A 22,196-nucleotide genomic window follows, 5' to 3' on the forward strand; every position below is an offset into this window, starting at 1 on the left:
TCAGAATGCTATAAAAGCGATCCAGAAAGCTCCTATCCTAACGATCGACATGAAGAAACCAGCAAGTCGCCATTATCTGGGGACTTGCTGGTTTTTTGGTTGATCTGCTGCGGTTATAGGGTTATACTCTCAGATCAATTTCAAACGTCTTGATTTCATAAGGTTCAAGAGCAAAGGTTATCGGTGCATCATACAGGAGTTCGCCCTCCGGCACTTCCATAAGATTGCATTCTCTCCACGCGTGAATCCGTAGATCGCTTGTCAGTTCAAGCGTATTCATGCTGCCGGAATAATCATGAATGCGTACAATGACACGCTCGGAATCCTCCGCCTTCTTGACTGCCGAGATCATGGCTGTGCTGCCGGACAAGCTGAACATGGAGCGACTTGGCTCCTCTGATTGTCCCTGTGTATATCGCGCTGGAGCATTCAGAAGCCAGGCCTGCTGCACGGTTCGGCCAACGAGCCAATCTCCCTGATGCGGAAGAAGAGCATAGGTGAAGCTGTGCAGTCCCTGATCGGCATGTGGATCAGGGTGCGTAGCACTCTTGATCAGGGTCAGTCGCATGACGTTATCTTTAATGTCATAACCGTATTTGGAATCATTCAGCAAACTGACGCCATAACCTCTGTCGGACAGATCAGCCCATTGATGGCCGACAGATTCGAAACGCGCCCAGTCCCAACTAGTGTTCCAGTGCGTCGGCCGTTTAACGTTACCGAACTGAATATCATAGGTGGCTTCCGTAGAGCGGATGCCGACTGGGAAGGCAACTTTCAGCAGTTGCTGCTGTTCATGCCATTCCACTTCTGTGGCGTAATCGATTCGTCGATGCCTGGTATATACAGTCATGTTCTGCGTAATTGTGGAGCCAAGGTATTCCCAAGCGAAGCGAATCACGGCCTGAAGTGGCCCCGTCTCTACGACTTCAATGCTGGTGCATTTCGTAATCTCTCGCATATCCTCCTGATAGAAGATATCAATATCCCAGGCCTCGTGGGCAAGTGGTTTGTCCTCGAACACTTGAAGCGCGTTGCCTCTTGCGCCTTTGGCAAGCACCTCACGGTGTGACTCTTTATCGTAAAGGCGAGTCAATTGCCCATGCTCATTCCACTCGAGCAGATAAAACGGTGTCTCGATCCCATTGGCTGTGTGGATGAATGGCGATTGCTCAGGAATATCGTTTACTGTACTGCTCTGGAAGTGAATTGTGGTATACCCCAGCGAAGGAATATCCTTTACCTCGACGGCCCAACGTGCATCCTGGTATTGAGCGTTTAGGATCTCACCAGAATCGCTCAGCCAAGTTCCCGTTTCCAATTCGTCTGAAGCCGCAGAAATGCTAACGATTTCTGTAACGACCCATGGGGAGGAATTCCAAATGGTGTACGTATATGGAGATTCTCCGCTGCCAGTGATAGCCATCCGCGCCTGTGTGTCTACGTGACTGCCAATCTGCTCGGCTTCTGCATATTCAATTCGACTATCCTCATACACCTCTGTGATGGAGGAACCGGGAATGATGTCATGGAACTGGTTGCGCAAAATGATTTTCCAACCCGCAGTCAGGGACTTCGCTTGATACAGATTCCAGTCATTATGCACAATACTTTGCAATGCATTCAGCCATTCCGCTTCGCGGTAAGCCAGCTCAAGCTTGCGGTTCATCCGTTTGTTGTACGCCTGACTGGTATACGTTCCGCGGTGATACTCCAGATACAGTTCGCCATCCCATGTATGGATGTACGAATCGGTTTTCTCCACCGTCTCCTGCAGCTTTTCAAAATAATCATCTGCGCGTCCTGTCTTGACCTTGGGCAATCCGGGCAGTTGATCCAGCCGCCGTCTCATCTCCAGCATTTCGCGGTTAACTCCGCCTCCGCCGTCTCCGTATCCGTACGACAGCAGGAGATCCTGGTTCATCTCCTTATCGCGGTAGGCATCCCATATGCCCTTGACCGTTTTCGGAATGATTTTTCCGTTATAGGTATAGAACCATGACCCCGGCTCGGACCAAGGCTCGGGTGTAGTAATGAAGTGGGTCAGCACCTCTGAGCCGTCAATTCCACGCCAGTGGAATGTATCAAATGGCATGCGGTTGTATTGGTTCCAGCTGATTTTGGTCGTCATGAACGTATGAATGCCGGATTTTTTCAGAATTTGCGGTAGTGACCAGCTGTAGCCGAACACATCGGGCAACCAGAGATATCGGCAATCCGTCCCGAATTCTGCTTTGAGAAAACGAGTGCCAATCAGCAATTGTCGGACCAACGATTCGCCCGAGGTCAGGTTGCAGTCAGCCTCCAGCCACATGCCGCCGCCCGCTTCCCAGCGACCTTCAGCGACACGTTCCTTGATGGATTCATACAGTTCCGGGTAGTCCTCTTTCACATATTCGTACAATTGGGGTTGTGTCTGAAGGAAAACATACTCCGGGAACATCTCCATCAGGCGCATGACCGTAGAGAAGGAGCGGGCGCATTTCTCACGCGTATGCTTCAACCGCCACAGCCAGGCAACGTCAATATGAGTATGGCCGATACAAGTAACGGTTACATCAGAGGCCTTGTCCATCGTACTCAATCGGGAGCTTAGGTCATCCCTTGCGTCATGCACAGAGGAATAGAAGACATCGGACTTAGGCTGCGACCAGTCAATCAGGCGGAACGACTGTTGAAGCGCATGAAGCAGCTTTGTGCGTTCCGGTGCATGGGCATCCAGAATGTTAACCGTTTCCAGAATCGCTGTCCCTGTAAATACAAGATCATCAACAGCTTCATCCAGCCAACACAGTTCTGCTTGTCTGAACGTATGCGTCTGATTGCGGGGCTGACCGCCACCTTCCAGACCGGACCATAAGCGGAAGACCAACTCGTTGGTGCTGCCTGCGGCAGAGGCTGGAAAGAACACTTCCTTGTGATTGGAATCCACGCCTTGATACGGCTTGCCGTCCCAGTAAAACAGGGATTCAAAGCCGGAATTATTACCACCCCCGGTATCGCCAAAATCAAACCGTCCGACAATCCGTTTATCTTCCCAGGAGGAAGGGAAATCGGCTTTTGTTCGCAGCCACAAATAAAGATCTCGACCGGACCAACTTTCTCCTGTATGCATAGGCTTCCAATGGCTATCGTCTCCCGGCAGGACCGGGTTGATCTCTTCCCTGCGGTCTTCGTAGGCAAGAAAATGATTTAAAGGCAAACGATCCCGGTAACGGAGCTCGGATAATTCATGAATACGTGCGTGCAGTTTGTTTTCAGTAAGAAACATCGTTAAAAACCCCCAGTTCATTTTATTGGGGAGTGATTCATATATTGAGAGCATCCAAAGCGAGTATGTATGACATAACATTATAGGGGAATGCGCCCATTATAGCGCTTCCATTCATTTTTGACAAATCAAAATATGGATTGCTGATCCAGTGCGAGGGTGATTGTCGAATTTAACCAAACGGTGATACACTGAGTTGGAAATGGGTCTGGAGGAGGTGTTCAGGCGCGAATGTCCAGGATACAAACGATGTATAAGAACTACTTGAAGAAAAAAATGTTCAACAAAATCTTACTGTTTTATTCCATGGTTATGGTCCTATTGTTCATCAGTATCTCGGTGTTGGCCTACCGCTACTATGAACAGCGAGTGGTACAGGAACAAATGGATGCGAGTTTGCAGGAACTGGATATTGTCAGTATCAACCTGAATCAGCAGTACGAACGGCTGTATAATGCTGTGCAGCAGATTTATACCGACGCCATGATCGGCGATGATCTGAAGTATTTTTTGACTCATGAATACGAGGATTTTCTCAATTGGCGCCTGAATCAATATGCCAACAGCTACCGTACGGAGCGAGGAAACTTCGATTATCAATTACGTCTGCTGTTAAAGGATGAGGCCTCGATTTCAAATGTCGTGTTATACAGCACGGATCAGGATTTCTTCTATGTTCTTAATCGGGAGACCCAGCACTTTTACGATCACCCCAAGTTGACTACAGGGCATCAGGATTGGTTCCAACGGCTAAGGAGGGCACCTTGGCAGTACATGGGCAGCGAACCGCTTTTCGAAGGGAAAATGGCTGATGAGCCTACCCCGTATAGCTACGCGAATGTGCTCAAGGACTCCGTCACATTGAAGCAGTACGGTGCAATTATGTTTGAGCTGAATACAGACCGTATCAAAGGGCTTCTTCGAGACAGACCGGGCCGCAAGAACAGTCGGATCATGCTGATGACAGGGGAAGGTGAGGTGATCTTCGATTCGCAGGGCAAGGTTGACAACACCGTCTACCCGTACTGGGGGCAGATGAATTTGCCGGAGGATTGGGTGGATCTGGAGGAGCGCTCCAAGGTGCAGTTGCTGAATATCGGGAATACAGGAATGGTCGTGGCTTCTATTATTCCGGAGTCGCACATCAAACAGAGCCTTCAGGCGATTCGTTTCAGCCTCATTGGGATTGTGATTCTGTGCATCATGGTTAGCATTGCAGTGACGTTCACTATCATCCGCCGTTATTCCAAAAAAATTCACAGACTCGTGCTTTACATGCGGCGCTGGCAGGAGGGTGATCTGAGTAAACGTATCGAGATGGAGGGGGAAGATGAGCTGCAGCAGATTTCGCAGAGATTTAATCATATGTGTGATCGGCTGGAGTCTTACATAGAAACGGTGTACGTGTCGGAAATCAAACAAAAGAACGCGCAGCTTGTTGCTTTGCAAGCTCAGATCAATCCCCATTTTCTGTACAATACACTCGAAAGCATCCGCATGAAAGCCATCAGTTTGGGAGCCAGGGATGTTGGGCAGATGATTTATATTCTCGCCACGATGTTCCGTCATTTGATCAAAAAGCAGACCCATGTAACCTTGGCAGAGGAAATAGAGCTGTGCGGTATGTACCTGGCTTTGGTCCAATATCGGTATGAGGACAAGCTGCACGTGGAGACCCATATCGAGAATGCAGCGGCGGGAAGCATGGTCGTCAAGTTGCTGGTCCAACCGATTATTGAGAATTACATTGTGCATGGTTTTCGTACGTATGATGATGATAACCGGATCTCCATCACAGCCGAAGAAGAGAACGGCGTAATTCGTATCCGTGTAAAGGATAACGGAAAGGGGATTTCCGCGGAGAGATTGCTTGAACTGCAACAAGGGTTGCATAAAGGCGATGAAGCTGCTGAGACATCCGACCGATCTTTGGGTCTTAAGAACGTCCACGACCGCATACGTCTGAATTATGGTAGTGATTATGGTCTGCACCTGAACAGTGTGGAGGGCGAAGGATGTGAGGTGACCCTCAGCATTCCAGTTACAAGGGAGGAAATGGGATGAGAAGTGTAATGTTGGTCGATGATGAGCCGCTTATTGTGAAAGGAATGCAAGCCATCATTGATTGGGATCAGAATAATATGCAGATTGTCGGAACGGCTTGCAATGGGTTGGAAGCGCTAACAATGATGGGCGAGGGTCCTGTCGATCTGATTATTACGGATATCATGATGCCGCAAATGACCGGACTTGAACTGATCCGGGAGACTAAAGCGCGCAATCCATATACCAAATTCATTATTTTGAGCGGTTACGAAGAATTCCAATATGTGCGGGAGGGCATCTCGCTGGGGGTCGAGAACTACCTGCTCAAACCAGTCAATATGGAGGAACTGGAAGCGACCATCAAGCATATGCAGCGGGATTGGGAGCACGAAGAGATGCGCCAGATTCAAATGGATCAGAGCTGGAGGATTCTTCGCAACAATATTTTGCAGCGGTGGGCAAACGAAACCATTGACGCCAAAGAATTCCGTGAGCGTGCGCAGCTGCTTGAGATTCCCATGAACAAGTCCACATATTGTGCGGCTTCTCTACGGATTGTAGGCGATGACAAGGGGGATGATCCCCAGATGTATCTGCCTGGAATTGCTGAGCAGTGTGAGCAGATCGGGAACAAAGACCTCCCGGATGGCTGTGGAATCATCTGTTTTCCCGATCAGGACGGAGACATCATGTTGCTGTTCGTTTCATCCGGAACGGAAGGTAGTGATGAATGGCAGCTTCAGGCACTCACCAGGATGAAGCAAGCGGTTACCGAGGACACAGATGCACGTGTATGGGGAATTATCGGTCAATCCGAGTCGACGTATCTGGGTTTTCCGAAGAGCTGCAAGTCCGTAAAGCTGTGGCTTCAGAATCATTTGTTTATGGATTGTAATACCTTCATCATGCAAGTAGAGAACGAAGAAGCTACGAATCAGCATCAAGAGAAGCCTGGGCCAGTGATGGAGCAGTTCCACAAGTTGCTGCGGGATGGGGAAGGTACAGAGGTGGACCGGTTCATCGACGAATTCTTCATTGTTGAGGGTAATGAACCCTGCCTCCCGAGAACACCGTTCTTCAATTCTGCCATCCAGCTTATGCTGGCCGCCAAGGAACTGGAGAAAACGCCTGACTACGGGGATATCTTCGGACCTCTGTCCAGAATTCATACACTCAGCAAACTGAAACAATTGGTCAGAAAGGTTGTTCATCGCACGTTGGATACATATCATACCGCTGAGAAAACGTACAGCCCGCATATCATGGCTGTGCTGGAGGTGGTGAAAAATCACTATCAGGATGAATTGTCACTTAAGACGCTCAGTCAGAGGCTGGAGCTTCATCCGAACTACCTCGGCCAATTGTTCCAGCAAGAGGTCGGTACCACTTTTTCTGATTATGTGAACCAGTACCGGATTGAGCGTGCCACTCATTTGCTGTTATATTCGGACAAAAAGACGGCAGAAATAGCGGGCGAGGTGGGTTATTGGGACTCCACTTATTTTTACAGACAGTTTAAGAAATATGCTGGCGTTTCTCCTACGGAGCTGCGCTCGATCTACTTGAAAAAGTAAGCCGGGGACTCCGGCTGAATGAAGACACCCCGTATGTGGGGGTGTCTTTTTGTTATGCAATGAATGCACGATCTTTGATTAATCCATCAATTTATTGGTTTTTTCAACTATCTCAAAATTGGTAGCGCTTGCATAATGAAAGTAGGAGTGAACGAGGAAATCCAAAGCAACAAAAGAGCTTAGCTCCAGTGTTGATTATAGGGGATTAATGCTGGATGCAGCTAAAAGCGATAATGAACGAGATCATAAGGAGGGACAGCCGTGCAGGACATCTTCAAAAGTCTGATGAAGAACAAGGCGTTTCTTCTGCTGGTACTGCCGGGAGCAGCTTGGTTTATCATTTTTGCCTATTTGCCAATGTTCGGAACGATTATTGCTTTTAAGGACTTCCGGATTCATCCGGGCGGATTTCTTGAGAGCGTTCTAAAAAGCGAATGGGTCGGGTTCAAAAACTTTGAGTTTCTGTTCTCCACCAGTGACGCCTATATCATCACACGTAATACCATTCTGTATAACCTGGGTCTGATCTTTCTCGGGTTGGTGCTCGCGGTGACGCTTGCGATCATCATGAACGAACTGTTGAACAAACGGCTGGCGAAGATTTACCAGACCGCAATGTTTATGCCTTATTTCCTGTCCTGGGTTATTATCAGTTATTTCGTCTTCTCGTTTCTGAGTGTGGAAAAGGGTGTGTTCAACCAGATCATTACCTATTTTGGTGGAGATCCGGTTAGTTGGTACAGTGAGACAGGGTATTGGCCGTATTTTCTCATTCTGCTCGGCCTGTGGAAAGGTGCAGGTTATGGCAGTGTAGTGTATCTGGCGGCAATCGCAGGTATCGACCGTTCTTATTATGAGGCAGCGATGATCGACGGCGCTACGAAGTGGAAACAGATCCGGTACATTACGCTGCCACTGCTCAGACCACTAATGATCATCCTGACCATTCTGGCGATCGGCGGGATCTTCCGTTCCGACTTTGGACTGTTCTATCAGGTTCCGCGGGACTCTGGTGCGCTGTATCCGGTCACCAATGTCATCGACACGTTTGTATACCGCGGCTTGACCATTATGGGTGATACAGGAATGAGTACAGCTACAGGATTGTATCAATCGGTTGTTGGTTTGATTCTTGTCCTGCTGGCAAACTATGCTGTGCGTAAAATTGAAAAGGATTATGCCGTATTCTAGGCTTGCGGCAAGGGGGTGCTGTCCATGAGTAATTTAAGCCAACCGGTAAAGCGGGCATTTGCCCATGCGAAGAGAAACGGAAAGAAATCGAGAGATCTGAATGCCATTTCGCCATTATCCAATGTGATTTTTAATATAGCCATCTGTCTGTTTGCCTTATCTTGTATCTTTCCGTTTCTGTTCATCGTTATCATCTCATTTACCGATGAGAAGACGCTGGCCATCAATGGCTTTAAGTTATTCCCTGAAGTCTGGACGCTGGATGCCTACCGATTCCTTATGGAATCCGGGCAGCAGATGGCCCAGTCCTTTGGGGTTACCTTAACGGTGACGGTTGTCGGAACCGCGCTGACACTGTATTTGGTCACCACGTATGCGTATGCCATCTCGCGCAAAAATTTTGCACAGCGTCGGTTTTTCAGCTTTTTGGCCTTCTTCACCATGCTATTTTCCGGCGGTCTCGTTCCCAGTTACATTGTGGTTACGCAGGTGCTGCACTTGCGGGATTCGATATGGGCGCTGATCCTGCCGTCGATCATGAACGCTTTTTACATTATCGTTATGCGTACATTTTTCACGACCACCGTGCCGGATGCGGTTATTGAGTCGGCCAAAATCGACGGAGCTACTGAATTCGGTATCTATACGCGCATCGTACTGCCGATTTCGTTGCCGGGCATTGCGACTATTGGATTGTTCAGTACGTTAGGATTCTGGAATGATTGGTTCAATGCGCTGCTTTATATCGACAATGCGAATTTGATTCCACTCCAGACATTGCTGATTCGAATACAGAACAATATGGATTTTGTTGTGCAAAATAGCAGCCGGGTCGTGTCCTATGACATTGCCTCGACACTGCCAACGGAGACCGTCCGCATGGCGATGGTTGTCTTGGCTACACTGCCGGTTGCGCTGGCGTATCCGTTTTTCCAAAAGTATTTTATACAAGGCCTGACCATTGGTTCGGTCAAAGAATAAGTTTGGTTGTGCCTGCCCTCCAAGGGCAGTAACAATAACTTTGATAAGGGGGATACACATGAAGACAAGAAAAATCGCTCTGCTCATGGTTACTCTACTGCTTGCTTTTTCTACTGTTCTAGCAGGCTGCAGTGGCAGTAATACCAATGATACAAGCGGGAATGCGGCATCCGGGGGAGAATCCGGCGATAAGGACACAGTGAAGCTCAAAGTATATCTGATTGGTGGTCCACAGCGCGATCTGCCAATGGTGCAGGAGGAAATGAACAAATACTTAATGGAGAAAATAAATACAACCGTCGACATCACGATGATTGACTGGGGTGATTATTCCAAACGTATGCCAGTCATTACCGCTTCGGGCGAAAATTATGATATCGCTTTCACCTCTTCCTGGGCTTATGACTATCTGCCAAATGCGACCAGAGGAGCATTCTTGCCAATCAATGATCTGTTGGATAAGTATGGTCAGGGCATCAAAGAGCAGCTTGATCCACGATTCCTCACAGGATCGCAGATCGATGGCCAAAACTATGCCGTGCCAGTTAACAAAGAGTTGGCTTCGCAATGGGTATGGCGTTTCAACAAGCAGTACGTTGATAAATACAACATGGACATCACCAAGATTCGCACATTAGAGGATCTGGAGCCTTACCTGCAGCAAATCAAGGACAATGAACCAGCCGATATTACTCCGCTGGCTGTTCCGAAGGGCTTTAAGCCTTATCTGGCGTTCGACTTCCTGTTGGGTGACGAATTCCCGGTTGGCATCAACATGAATGGTGACACCGATAAATACGTTAATATGCTGGAATCCGAAGAGCTGAAAAGCTCGTTGAAAACCATCCGTAAATACTATCAGGCTGGTTATCTGCGCAAGGATGTAGCGACACTGGAAGGCATCGATAACATCAAAACAGGCAAATGGTTTGTTGACCGTGAACAGACACAGCCTTACGCCGAACTGGGATGGTCCAGAAGTGCGGGCTATGATATCGTGACTACACCGATGCAGGATCCGGTTATTTTCACTGGTTCGGCAACAGGCGCTATGCATGCAATCTCGGCGAACTCCAAGAACCCGGAACGGGCCATGATGTTCCTGAACTTGCTCAATACCGATCCATATCTGCGTAACCTGATCAACTACGGCATTGAGGGTACACATTACAAAAAGATTTCAGATAATGTCATTGAGGATCTGCCAGCGATGAAGGACGGATTCCAGATGCCTGGCTTTGCCCTGGGTAACCTGTTCCTGACCTACATGCACAAGGAAGATCCAGCAGATAAGTGGGAAGCGTTCAAGGAATTCAACAATTCGGCGAAGGTTGCTCCGAGCTTTGGCTTCAACTTCAATCCTGATCCGGTGAAGACGGAAGTGGCTTCCATCTCGGCCATCGTGAAGGAATTCTACCCATCCATCATGACGGGAGCTGTTGACCCGGATGAGCATCTGCCGAAAGCGATCGAGAAGTTGAAAGCGGCAGGTCTGGATAAAGTGATTGCAGAAGCGCAAAAGCAATACGATGAATGGAAAGCTGCAAATCCAAAATAAACCTGAAATAAAGAAGACAGGGAAACGTCTGTCCGGCTTGGCGGGCGTTTCTTTTTACCCTGATTGGATTGCCAAAATTGGATTGGAGGGTATGGCATGAAAAAGCTTGGTGCGAGTCTCCTATTTGTAATATTGGTATGCGCTGTTCTTTCCTCGGCGGCCTTGGCAAAACAACCTTATTCATCCTATTGGCTGCCTGAACAATTGCTTAACTGGAATCCAGCTTCCGACCCGGATGCGGCCTTCAACCGGAGCACCATTCCGCTCCAGAGCCGATTCACGGGAGAGACAGTTAACCCGAACGCAACGAAAGATCCCAAAGTCATGGCCTTGTCTGCGTTGAATAAGGGAACCAGCGGTGTTCCATCACAGGGCTCGGATACATTTTCTGCAAATACGTTCTCTTACTGGCAGTATGTCGACAAGCTCGTATACTGGGGTGGCTCGGCGGGAGAAGGTATTATTGTGCCACCAAGCGCCGACACGATTGATGCGGCACACCGGAACGGAGTGCCCATCATGGGCACAGTGTTCTTTCCGCCATCCGTATACGGTGGCAAATATGAGTGGGTGAAGCAAATGCTTCAGCGGAATAGCGACGGCTCCTTCCCGGCTGCGGATAAACTGATTGAGGTAGCGGAGTACTACGGTTTTGACGGCTGGTTTATCAATCAGGAGACTGAAGGTGGAACAGCCACTGACGCACAGTTAATGAAGGCATTCCTCCGTTATCTTCAGGATCATAAGCCCGCGGGTATGGAGATCATCTGGTATGATTCCATGACAAAGGAAGGCAATATTTCATGGCAAAATGCGCTGACGGACCGGAATGCGATGTTCCTGCAGGATAACGGGAGCAAGGTATCAGACAGCATGTTCCTGAATTTCTGGTGGAATGATCTTGGCAGTTCTGCGGCCAAAGCCAGAAGTCTGGGCAGATCGCCATTTGAACTGTTCGCGGGCATCGATGTGGAAGCTAAAGGATACGATACCAGTCTGAAATGGAATTTGCTATTTCCTGAGGGGAAACCGGCTGTGACTTCCCTCGGCATTTACCGGCCGGATTGGTCGTTCAACAGCGCGGAGAGCATGACCGATTTCTTTGCCCGTGAAAATAAATTCTGGGTAGGGCAGAACGGTAACCCGGCCAATACGGCGACAAGCCAGGCCTGGAAAGGGATTGCGAACAATGTGGTTGAATCATCGCCGGTGGACCAACTGCCATTCACGACCAACTTCAACACGGGCAGTGGCGAGAAATTCTATGTGGATGGCATGCAAGTGCGGGAGACTGGGTGGAATAATCGCAGTTTGCAGGATGTGCTTCCAACATGGCGCTGGCTGACAGAGAGTAAGGGTAAAGCACTTACGCCGTCCCTGGATTGGTCGGATGCCTACTATGGGGGCAGTTCCCTTAAGGTAGCGGGTACGCTAAGTTCGGCAAATGCCACCCATCTGAAGCTGTATCAAACCGATCTGAAGATTGAGCCAGCTGCCAAGCTGTCGATCACGTACAAAACGCAGAACAAGCCAAGCATGAAGGTTGGCCTGGTTTTTGCAGACCGTCCTGACCAGTTCGTCTTTCTGGATGTAAAGAACGAGAAGGCAACCGACTGGACAACGGACACGATCAATCTGACGCCTTACCAAGGAAAGAAGATTGCAGCATTGTCTTTGTATTTTGACAGCAAGGAAATCATATCGGATTATGACATCCATATTGGTCAGATATCCATTCAGAACAATGCTAATCCAGTGAACCCTCCTGAGGCCGTTCAAGCATTGAACGTCACCCAATCCGATTTCCGCGGCGGTATTTATGGTGATGCAAGGTTGCAATGGACCGCGTTGGACGAGGAAGTTCAACAATATGAGATTTACCGTGTACTGCCCGACGGCAAAGAGACTTGGGTTGGCGCGACAGCCAATAACGTGTTCTATGTGCCTGAGATGAAGAGAATCGACGCGGAGCAGGCGACTGTACTGAAAGTCGTGGCAGTGAATGCAAAATATGAGCGCGGCCAAGCTGCCAGCGTGACTATCCACTGGCCGGCGTATCCGAAGCCGGAAGCAGGATTCAAGGCCGATGCAACGCTGATCACACCGGGTCAGGAAGTGCATTTCACTGATCTCTCTTCCGAGGTGACGGAAGGCTGGTCATGGACTTTTGAGAATGGCAGTCCGGCTGTCAGCACGGAGCAAAATCCAGTGGTAATGTATGACAAGGAAGGCACGTACAGTGTGACGCTTACAGCTACCAACAGCTCAGGGCAGGATACGGTGACGAAGGAGTCGCTAATTACCGTCAGCAAGGCTGCTTCTGGAATCCAAAATGTCGCTCTGGGCAAAAAAGCGACAGCTGACCACGCCTGTGGATCCGCGGAAGGTGCAGAGAAGGCGATCGACGGCAAGGTGACTGGCAACAGCAAGTGGTGCGCACTGGGTAACCAGCCGCATTGGCTGCAAGTTGATCTTGGCAAAGAACATCAGATCAGTGGTTTTGTCATCAAACATGCGGAGAGTGGTGGGGAGTGGTCTGGTTTTAATACGAGCGATTATTCGATCCAGGTCAGTTCTGATAGCGTGAATTGGTCAGATGTAGTTCATGTGCAGGGGAATACCACAGCCGAAACCTCGGATGCGATTGCACTGGTCAAGGCTCGTTATGTGAAGCTGAATGTGCTAAAACCGACGCAGAGCGGCGATACGGCAGCCCGAATCTATGAGTTTGAGGTTCATGGGTTGCAGCCGTAGTTGGCGGTTGAGAAGTGACAAGTGTAGCTGTGAAATTGGCAAATAGGAACCATGCGGCCAATCCGGTTTCAATGACGGCTGGTTATCCCTGAAGTAGCCCGTCGTCTAACGGGTGTACCGCATTGTATCAGACGACGACTGAATAGGATTGAACTTGAGGCTCACAGATCAGTGGATCTTGTGAGTCTTTTTACGTTGATGCTGGATTCGTTTACAAAGGTTTTAAAATCGTTGTTTTAGATAAAAAATCGGTTTTGAAATCAAATACAATGCGAATGAAAAGTCTTATATTGTAGTTAAGTAGTGTGGGGTTGACTATACGCTTCATGGCGGAGAAGATAAAGTAAAAGAAAAGATAGATGCCATAACGAATGGAGCAGGTGTAGTGAATGGCGCTTCCCGGTTGAGCCGAACGAATTCGTGAAGCATTCCCTGGTGAGAAATTCAAACATTGTATTTGAACTAATGTTAAAGAACAAGCTGCATATCGAACCATTGATCAGTCATGTGATGAAGCCGGATCAAGCGCAAGAAGCTTGCTTACGAGGGCCTGAGATTGAATAAAGACCAGTATAACGGTGTACTGTTTGACTGGTCCTAGGAGGAGATTGGGATGATTAGAGGGTTAACAAGTGCAGGCTTAGGGAACATCGAGTCCAATGAACAATATATTACGAATGCTGCAAAATACGGATTTCAGTCTGTAGATTTGAATCCGCTCTCATTCATTGAAGAAGTTGACAAGGAACAGGCTATCCACTTGTTGGAAAGCAATCAGGTGATCATCGGTTCATCCGGTCTGACCGTGGACTGGAGAACCACAGATGAACAGTTTCGTGAAGGACTTCAATCGCTGGTTCAAATGGCAGAAGCCTCCGCTGCGTTGAACTGTTACAGCTGTTGCACCTATATTTTACCTTCCACGGATCAGCCAGCAGCATCATTTATGGCGGCAGCTACCAAACGATTGAGATTGTGTGCAGATATTCTGGACGCCTATGGAATTCGACTAGGCCTGGAGTTTGTGGGTTGCCATCATCTGCGCACTCAATGGAAGAATCCATTTATTTGGAGTGTGGAGGATACACTTGACTGGATCGAGACAATCCATGCTCCGAATGTAGGTTTATTGGTGGATTCCTATCATTGGCATACAAATGGATTAAAGATCGAAGAGGTGTTGGATCTTAAGAAGGAACAGATTGTCCATGTTCATATCAATGATGCTTATGATCTGCCCATTGAAGAATTGCTGGATCATGAGCGGTTATACCCTGGCGAAGGAGTAATTGATCTGCAGGGATTCTTGAAGAACCTAAAAGCGATTGGATATACTGGCGTCGTATCTCAAGAGGTGCTTGCACCAACGCCAATCGTCGATTCAAGTGAATTGTTTGCCAAGTCCAAAGCAGCCTTCGATAAAGTGTTTGCGACAATATAACCGAATCAGTGGGAAGGCAGTTGGGAGGAATACATGTGTATGAGCCATGGATGAATAACATTTCGCCATTCGGGGGTGGGCATTCATTGAAAAATCGATTCGTTATAATCATGAATGTTACGCCGACCCTCAATTAAATAATGCTGCTATCAGTAGACATGTCGGTGTATCGACGAACCATTTATCGCATTTGTTCAAAAGCAAGCTGGGAATAACCCTTCACAAATATGTGACACATATCCGAATAGAGCAGTCCCAGTAAATACGCAGCGATGAAATCGAGGGTAGAGTGGGAATAGGCTGATAGTTGATAACTAAATATAAAAGATATATAGTATATTTAGAAAAGAAATAGTTAGGATGAATCAAATGGCATACTCTACAGCCTTATCACAGGGAATCTCGATTCTGCTCTATATTCACGCTTTATCCGAGGAGAACTGTTCGAATTATTTATCCACCAAGTTGATATCGGAGCAATTAAATATTCCGGTGCCTACGACGGTAAAAGTCATTCGCAACCTGAATAACGCCAAACTGACAATGGCCAAAGAAGGGGCCAAGGGCGGCATATTGCTTGCTCAGCCTTTATCGGAAATCACGATGTTGGATGTATTCCTGGCGGTTGAACCCGGCAAAGACTTGTTTAAAGTTCATACTGATGTAACACTCCGGGGACAAGACGTGGACGACGTGAAACAAAAGGTCATTCATCATCTTGAAGGCGCGGAGATCGCCATGCAGAATTATTTAAAAGATATACGGTTAACCGATCTGTTTCATAAAGAAAGAAAGGGTTAACCTCTTTTTTTGGCTTTAACTAGATATAATATATATCAAGTATATTTCGTTTTTTTGAGAGGAGCAGTCAAAATGAATTTGCATACAACAGTGATTGAAGCCAGAAATGGAGTTCCCATTCCCCAACTGGGTTTTGGAGTTTACAAAATAACGAAAGAAGCAGAATTTACAACAGCGACTCGCGAGGCTATACAGGTCGGGTACCGACATTTTGATACTGCCCGAATCTATGGGAATGAGAAAGCGCTGGGAGCAGAGATCCGGCATAGTCAGATTCCGCGCGAGCAATTCTTTATCACGTCGAAAGTCTGGAATACAGATCATGGCTATGAAGCGACCAAGAAAGCTTACCAGGAAACGATAAACAAGCTGGGTGTTGATTACCTCGACATGTATTTAATCCATTTTGCCTCGCCAAAGTATATCGAAACGTGGAAAGCCATGGAGGAACTATATGAGGAAGGTAAGATCAGAGTCATTGGGGTCGCGAACTTTGAGATTCAGCATCTGGAAGAATTAAGGAAGCACGCAAAAATCTTGCCGATGATCAATCAGATCGAGACGCACCCGGAATTTCCACAGAACGAACTGCGTGCGTATATGGACAAACATCAGATTTTACATGAGGCTTGGGGTCCATTGGGGCAGGGTAATAAAGTATTATTGCAGCATCCGGTATTGAAGGAAATTGCGGATCATCATCGTAAGACGGTGGCTCAAGTGATTTTGCGATGGCACCTGGAACGGGGCGTCATCTTGATTCCCAAATCATCCAATCCAAAGCGGATCAGAGAAAATAGTGAAATCTTTGATTTTGAGCTATCCGCTGAGGAAATGGAAAAGATCAGCGGTCTGAACTCGGGTAAAAGGTATTCAATTCATCCGACAGGTTATATTGTGAATCCGATTTTTAATACCTTGATGAAACTTTTTATTAGGTAGAACGAAGCGATCCGTTGCGTCATTGGCATATCTGATTTTATACAAATAAACCATTACCGCTAAGGGATGTCCCATACGTCATGAATATGACAGGGGCACCCCTTGTTAGCGTTATTTTGTTCGAATGAATCTGAGACACGCTATTCGCTCCCATTTGCCCAGAACTGAAGTTTAACGAATCACAGAGACGTTATTTCGTCGATTCGGTCGATTTTTAGGTTTTGACACCGTTTTATGACGAAATAGCGTGACTGAGGTTCGTCAAATCTTACAACCGTTGATGATCTGCCTTTTAAGATGCGGTAGGTTCGTTAGCGCTTGGAGGGAGCAGCAATTCCTTTTTGAGACAGCCCCATCGTTTGTTTTATGAGAAAAAAGATCCCCTCTATTATCTATAGGTTCTGAGGTGTTCAGTGATTGTTAAGAGCTGTTATGTATATTGAAACGGATAATGCTTCCCTGCAACTGCCGACGAATTCTTTACAGGGACTAAGCTCGGATATATTCTTCCATCTTGTGCCGATCAAGGATACCGTAGGGGGTGAAGTGGTGGAGCAGCGTATCCAGAACGATCCATTAATCGTCAAATCATCATCAAATACCGCGGACTTCCGTTTGGTAGGTCGTCCAATGACCATTGAGACTAATATGAGCAGTCGTCCGGTGACAGTAGTACTGCCAATCCGAGAGACAAACCTGACGCAGAAGGAACTGGACAAGCTGCAAGTATTTATTGAACATAGCGATGGAACGAAGGAACTCGTTAAGGGTAAAATCGTAAATTTAATGGAACTGATCAACCGGAAATTGAGTTTGAAGTTACCAAGTTCAGCACATTTTCCATAATTCTCATGAACAGCACCCATTCATCCGCCTACATTCAAGGTTATGCGGATGGCACGTTCAGACCAAATCAGGCGGTTCAGCGTGTATTGGCAACGGGAGTCATGAGTGTGTCTCCAGACGGAGCATTCCGTCCAAACGATGTTGTGACACGAGCGAAGGCCGTTACTTTGCTGAATCGTCTTGTTAAGATCCAACCTGATCTGTCCGGTACTTCCAGATGGAAGGATGTATCTGAAGGCCACTGGGCTTATGGCGCAATCCAGGCTGCATCCCAGAATTAAAATGGTGAGTGCTGATGCTGCTTGTTCCTATCTTCAGCTGGGGGCGAGCATGATCAGATGAAATCCAGGAGGCATCTGCGGATGCCTTTTTTTCATCGTTATATTGCGGTTTTCAAAAAGGATGGACAGCATCTGGTGGGAGTGGGAGAATAACGCTATATTGCAAGATAGACGTTTACTTGAGAAAGAGAGATGACGGTCATCAGAACGGATCGATTTTTATTAGGGATCGGATGCATGACTCTGCTGCTTGCGCTGGTGGTTGCGTGGCAGATCACAGATGGACACGAGAAGCCTGTGGCTAAGCAAGGGATTCTGGACATGGCAGGTGTGGAGTGGACGAAGCAATCTGTCATACCGTTGGATGGAGAATGGGAGTTCTATCCGGAGCAGTTGCTCTCACCACAGCAGATTAAGCTCAACCATAGCCAGCCTGTCATGATACAAGTGCCGGGTAATTGGGACGACAAAAGCATTAGTCAGGGATACCCCATGAATGGTAAAAGTTACGGAACCTATCGCTTGATTGTACGCAATGTGCCGCAAGGTGAACTACTGGCGATTGCCAAACGTTATGTACGCTTCTCGGATGTGATGTATGTTGATGGGAAATTGATGAGCCGTTCCGGGCAACCGGGTACATCTGCCGCATCTTACGTTCCCCGTAATGAGCCATATACGATCTATTTTCACCCTGAAGGTACAGAGATTGAAGTTGTGCTACAGGTAGCCAATTTTGATTTTCGCAGTGGTGGCATCTATAACTCGATTGATCTGGGACAGGGCAGTCATATGGAAGCGAGAGCGATTATTCAATCGGGACTTGAGCTTTTGATTATGGGCATTGTGGTGATCTTTGGATTATTGTTTTTCTATCTGTATGTGCGTTTGCACCGTGATGGAATCCAGCTGCTGTATGCGTTGTTCTTTATTGGTTTTGCATTGACGGTGGTGACCAACGGGGAGCGTCTGCTGTTACAGCTGATGCCGGACATTTCCTTTGAACTGGCGTACAAATTGAAATATATATCGGTATATGGTGTGTCTATTATTACAAGCATGATTACCTGGAGACTTACTCCTGATCTGGGACCCCTGTTGAAAAAATGGCTTCGGGTACCAAGCATATTGCTGGCTTTATACGTGGTATTGATCGTGATATCTCCATTTCGTATCTATTCGTTGATCCAAGAGAGCATGTATGCCGTTAATCTATGTGCCTACGCCTTGGCTTTCATTGTTATTATTCATCAGTATATTCAAGCAAGGTACGGAAACAAGAGTCGATCCCAAGCTCAATTGCTGATCATCTGCATCTGGCTTATGTTAGTGAATTATGTTCTTGGAATCATTGTTACGTGGTATCCAATCAGTCAGGTGTTGCTGAACTGTACAACGCTTGTGATTTTGTGTGCCTTTGCCATGTTGCTGATCTATCAATATACACAGGCGTATGCCTCGATGCAGCAACTTACCCATCAGCTTCAATTGTCGGACAAGGCCAAGGATGAGTTTTTGCTATTAACTTCGCATGAGTTAAACTCTCCGCTCCACAGCATTATTCATCTGTCCCGTTCTGTGCTGACAACCTCACTGAGGCGCGCTAATGAACAGGAGATTCGGGCCAAGCTTCAGCTTATCCGCAATACGGCGTACCGGATGTCCAATCTGGTCAATGATCTGATTGATATGTCAAGGTTCAGGGATGGCAGCATAAAGCTAGCCGTGGGGAGCGTTGATCTGGTATCCTGCCTTTCGCTGGTCACGGAGGTGCTGGGATTTTTGGCTTCTGGCAAAGGAATTGTTATGATTCGCAGACTGGAGCCTGAAGCACGCTATGTCATGGCGGATGAGAGTCGGCTGCTGCAAGTGCTGTACAACCTGGTCTACCACATGATGGGACAACATCATAACGGGAAGCTGGTGCTGGCGTGCGAGAGGCATCAGGATAACGTGCAGATTATCCTTTGTCTGGAAGCTGATCCAGATCGGAGTACTCGGCAACGTCAGGAAGTGGACTCCGGCTCACAGCAAGCGGATCGAATTGCAGCGGGGGTGTCTGTTGCAGCGGAAATGGTTAGCGCAATGAGAGGGAAACTCGTGGTGAACGATGAAGCTGCGTCCATCATGATTGAGCTTCCTTGCGCTGCTAGTGTCGACATGGAAGATTTGGCGGAGATAGCCGCAACGCAGGAGACCGATGTGAGGGAGGAGAAAAAGGTGGGAAGCGTGATTTCAGCCCACGTTTTAATTGCGACGTCTGATCTCGTAGACATGGAACAACTGAACACATTACTTGCTACGGAAGGCTTTCATCTGAGCTTCGCAGACTCTGATGTCAAGGTTCGGACTGCACTGGCTGGCGGAAGGTTGCCCGATCTTATGATTGTCGACGCCATGCTGCCTGAGGTGACCGGTTATGAGCTGTGCAAGCAGATTCGGATGGAGTTCAGCCAAGTGGATCTCCCGATCCTGTTTATCAACATGCGCAGTACACCTGCGGATATTGAGGCGTGTATTCAGGCTGGCGGCAATGATTTTATTACCCGTCCACTGGATGCTGGCGAAATTCTTGTCCGAATACATACATTACTTGGCATGAAACGACTCGTAAAAGAAGCAGCCAATAACGAGATGGCCTTTCTGCGTTCACAGATCAAACCTCATTTTTTATATAATGCCTTGGGAACCATCATGTCGTTATGTTTTACGGATGGGCCGAGAGCTGGGGAACTGCTGGGCAGTTTCAGTCGTTATCTGCGTATTCTCTTTCATCTGGATAACTCCGAGGAATTGATTCCACTCAGTAAGGAGATGGAGTTAATTCAGGCTTATGTGGAGATTGAGCAGGAGCGATTTGGTTCACGACTTCAGGTTCAATTGGACGTGGACAGCTCGTTATATTCTTGTAAAGTCATGCCGCTCCTGATTGAACCGCTGGTGGAGAATGCCATACGACATGGCGTATCCAAGAAGATTGATGGGGGAACCGTTCGTTTGTTCATTCGAAGATGTGAAGATAGCGTTCAAGTGGTGGTTGATGACGATGGTGTGGGCATGTCTGGAGAGCAGGTTGCCTTTCTTCTGAACAGAAGTCATACAGAACAAGGCATTGGTCTCCAAAATGTACAGAGACGATTGAAACTTATGAACGGACAAGCACCTGTGATTGAGAGTGAACATGGTCAAGGAACCAAGGTGACCATTAAATTTCCGTATCAATAACAAAAAGAGGGGGAGAGACCGTGTTGCAGGCCTATTTGGTGGACGATGAGCCTCATGCTCTGAATATGCTCGAGATGTTTCTGACTCGAACGGGAGAGGTCCAGATTGCTGGTCGTTCGGTGAATGGATTCGAAGCACTGGAGGCACTTCAGCATACACGACCGGATATCTGGTTCCTCGATATTGAGATGCCGGGCATGAGCGGATTGGAGCTTGCAGCGAACATCCATGAGGTCGAACCGGATGCGGTGATTGTATTTACAACGGCTTATGATCAGTATGCTGTCTCTGCTTTTGAACATGAGGCTCTGGATTATCTGCTCAAACCGATTGAGATGGGCCGATTGTCCAGAACCATTGACAGATTACTGAAGGATAAGGGGAACGCGGTCAAGTCATCTACCGAGCAACCGGATCGGCAATCTCTGGTGAACAGTGATGAGCCGAATCAATTATTTGTACAAATGCTTGGAAAGTTTCGTGTCACGCCTACGAACGGTGAAATCGTCATGTGGCGTACAGCGAAGGAGAAGGAACTGTTTGCATATTTGCTGTTGCATGACCCGGCCACCGGTATTGTTCACCGGGATCGCATTATTGACCATCTGTGGCCTGATGAGCGTTACGAAAAGGCCAAAATCTATATGCATACATGTGTCAGTCTGCTAAGAAAAAACCTGAAGAAAATGGGCATGGAGCAGATGGTCAGCTACAAGAATGAACATTACATGCTGGACAAAAAGCGAATCCGGGCTGACGTATATGATGTGCTGGAACTCGTGGTTCGAATGCAACGTGGGGAGGAGGTTCCGCTGGCTCAAATGGAGCGGACTTTGCATATGTATCAGGATGAACTGCTTCCGCAGGAAGATTATTTCTGGATGTCTGAACTGAGCCAGAAGATGGAGCGAGGTGCGTTGGAGCTGATGCTGAAGCTTTCCGAGAAGTATCTGGAGCTGCATAACGGTAAGAAGGCAGCAGAGGCAGCGGAACGTGCCATGTGGCATTCCCCTTATGAAGAAGAAGCGTATCGTTGTGCCATGCAAGCGTATATGTCCATGGGCAACCATGATCATGTCTTGCGCATCTATCGCGATCTAGAGACACGATTAAGTGAGCTTCATATTCGACCTTCTGCTGTGACCACACGTTTGTATGAACAGATTAAAGTCTGAACGGTGAAGAAGTACCTGCAATGATTCAACGCATGGGTGACGATATAAAAATTCCAATAAAACGTGTCCTGGAGAATGCCTGCCAGCGACACGTTTTGGTTTATATGAAA

General features: G+C 47.6%; 14 protein-coding genes. 13 read left to right on the plus strand and 1 reads right to left on the minus strand.

Annotated features, from left to right (window positions below):
- Positions 1-121 precede the first annotated feature (121 nt).
- Positions 122-3,271: an alpha-mannosidase gene (locus tag QVE09_RS22125; protein WP_315938523.1), complete on the minus strand. Its 3,150-nt coding sequence runs from the start codon at positions 3,269-3,271 to the stop codon at positions 122-124.
- 231 nt (positions 3,272-3,502) lie between these two features.
- On the opposite strand from QVE09_RS22125, the gene QVE09_RS22130 reads away from it, so the two are divergent.
- From QVE09_RS22130 to QVE09_RS22190, 13 genes are all read left to right on the plus strand, one after another.
- Entirely contained in the window at positions 3,503-5,335 is a 1,833-nt protein-coding gene (locus QVE09_RS22130) for a cache domain-containing sensor histidine kinase (RefSeq protein ID WP_315938524.1), read from the plus strand.
- The gene (locus QVE09_RS22135) at positions 5,332-6,891 is read left to right on the plus strand and encodes a response regulator transcription factor (RefSeq protein ID WP_315938525.1); all 1,560 of its coding nucleotides are present in this window, start codon (positions 5,332-5,334) and stop codon (positions 6,889-6,891) included. Before QVE09_RS22130 ends, QVE09_RS22135 begins: the two co-directional genes overlap by 4 nt.
- Positions 6,892-7,176: 285 nt before the next feature.
- Positions 7,177-8,082, plus strand: coding sequence for an ABC transporter permease (locus QVE09_RS22140; RefSeq protein WP_205524889.1), 906 nt, complete (start codon positions 7,177-7,179; stop codon positions 8,080-8,082).
- A 24-nt stretch (positions 8,083-8,106) separates the two neighbouring features.
- Entirely contained in the window at positions 8,107-9,063 is a 957-nt protein-coding gene (locus tag QVE09_RS22145) for a carbohydrate ABC transporter permease (protein ID WP_315938527.1), read from the plus strand.
- 58 nt (positions 9,064-9,121) lie between these two features.
- The gene (locus QVE09_RS22150; RefSeq protein ID WP_315938528.1) at positions 9,122-10,621 is read left to right on the plus strand and encodes an ABC transporter substrate-binding protein; all 1,500 of its coding nucleotides are present in this window, start codon (positions 9,122-9,124) and stop codon (positions 10,619-10,621) included.
- Between the two features lie 96 nt (positions 10,622-10,717).
- A complete protein-coding gene (locus QVE09_RS22155; RefSeq protein WP_315938529.1) occupies positions 10,718-13,375 on the plus strand; it encodes an endo-beta-N-acetylglucosaminidase in 2,658 nt (885 codons plus the stop codon).
- Positions 13,376-13,988: 613 nt separating this feature from the next.
- Positions 13,989-14,816, plus strand: coding sequence for a sugar phosphate isomerase/epimerase family protein (locus tag QVE09_RS22160; protein WP_315938530.1), 828 nt, complete (start codon positions 13,989-13,991; stop codon positions 14,814-14,816).
- Between the two features lie 369 nt (positions 14,817-15,185).
- A complete protein-coding gene (locus tag QVE09_RS22165; RefSeq protein ID WP_315938531.1) occupies positions 15,186-15,617 on the plus strand; it encodes an RrF2 family transcriptional regulator in 432 nt (143 codons plus the stop codon).
- 72 nt (positions 15,618-15,689) lie between these two features.
- Positions 15,690-16,559, plus strand: coding sequence for an aldo/keto reductase (locus QVE09_RS22170; RefSeq protein WP_315938532.1), 870 nt, complete (start codon positions 15,690-15,692; stop codon positions 16,557-16,559).
- 417 nt (positions 16,560-16,976) lie between these two features.
- Entirely contained in the window at positions 16,977-17,405 is a 429-nt protein-coding gene (locus QVE09_RS22175) for a hypothetical protein (RefSeq protein WP_315938533.1), read from the plus strand.
- A 5-nt stretch (positions 17,406-17,410) separates the two neighbouring features.
- Positions 17,411-17,686, plus strand: a complete 276-nt coding sequence (locus QVE09_RS22180; protein ID WP_315938534.1) for an S-layer homology domain-containing protein — start codon at positions 17,411-17,413, stop codon at positions 17,684-17,686.
- A gap of 192 nt (positions 17,687-17,878) precedes the next feature.
- Positions 17,879-20,911, plus strand: coding sequence for a histidine kinase (locus QVE09_RS22185; protein ID WP_315938535.1), 3,033 nt, complete (start codon positions 17,879-17,881; stop codon positions 20,909-20,911).
- Between the two features lie 20 nt (positions 20,912-20,931).
- Positions 20,932-22,086, plus strand: coding sequence for a response regulator (locus QVE09_RS22190; protein WP_315938536.1), 1,155 nt, complete (start codon positions 20,932-20,934; stop codon positions 22,084-22,086).
- Positions 22,087-22,196 lie beyond the last annotated feature (110 nt).

The organism is Paenibacillus sp. ClWae2A (assembly GCF_032452295.1).
Taxonomy (GTDB): Bacteria; Bacillota; Bacilli; order Paenibacillales; family Paenibacillaceae; genus Paenibacillus.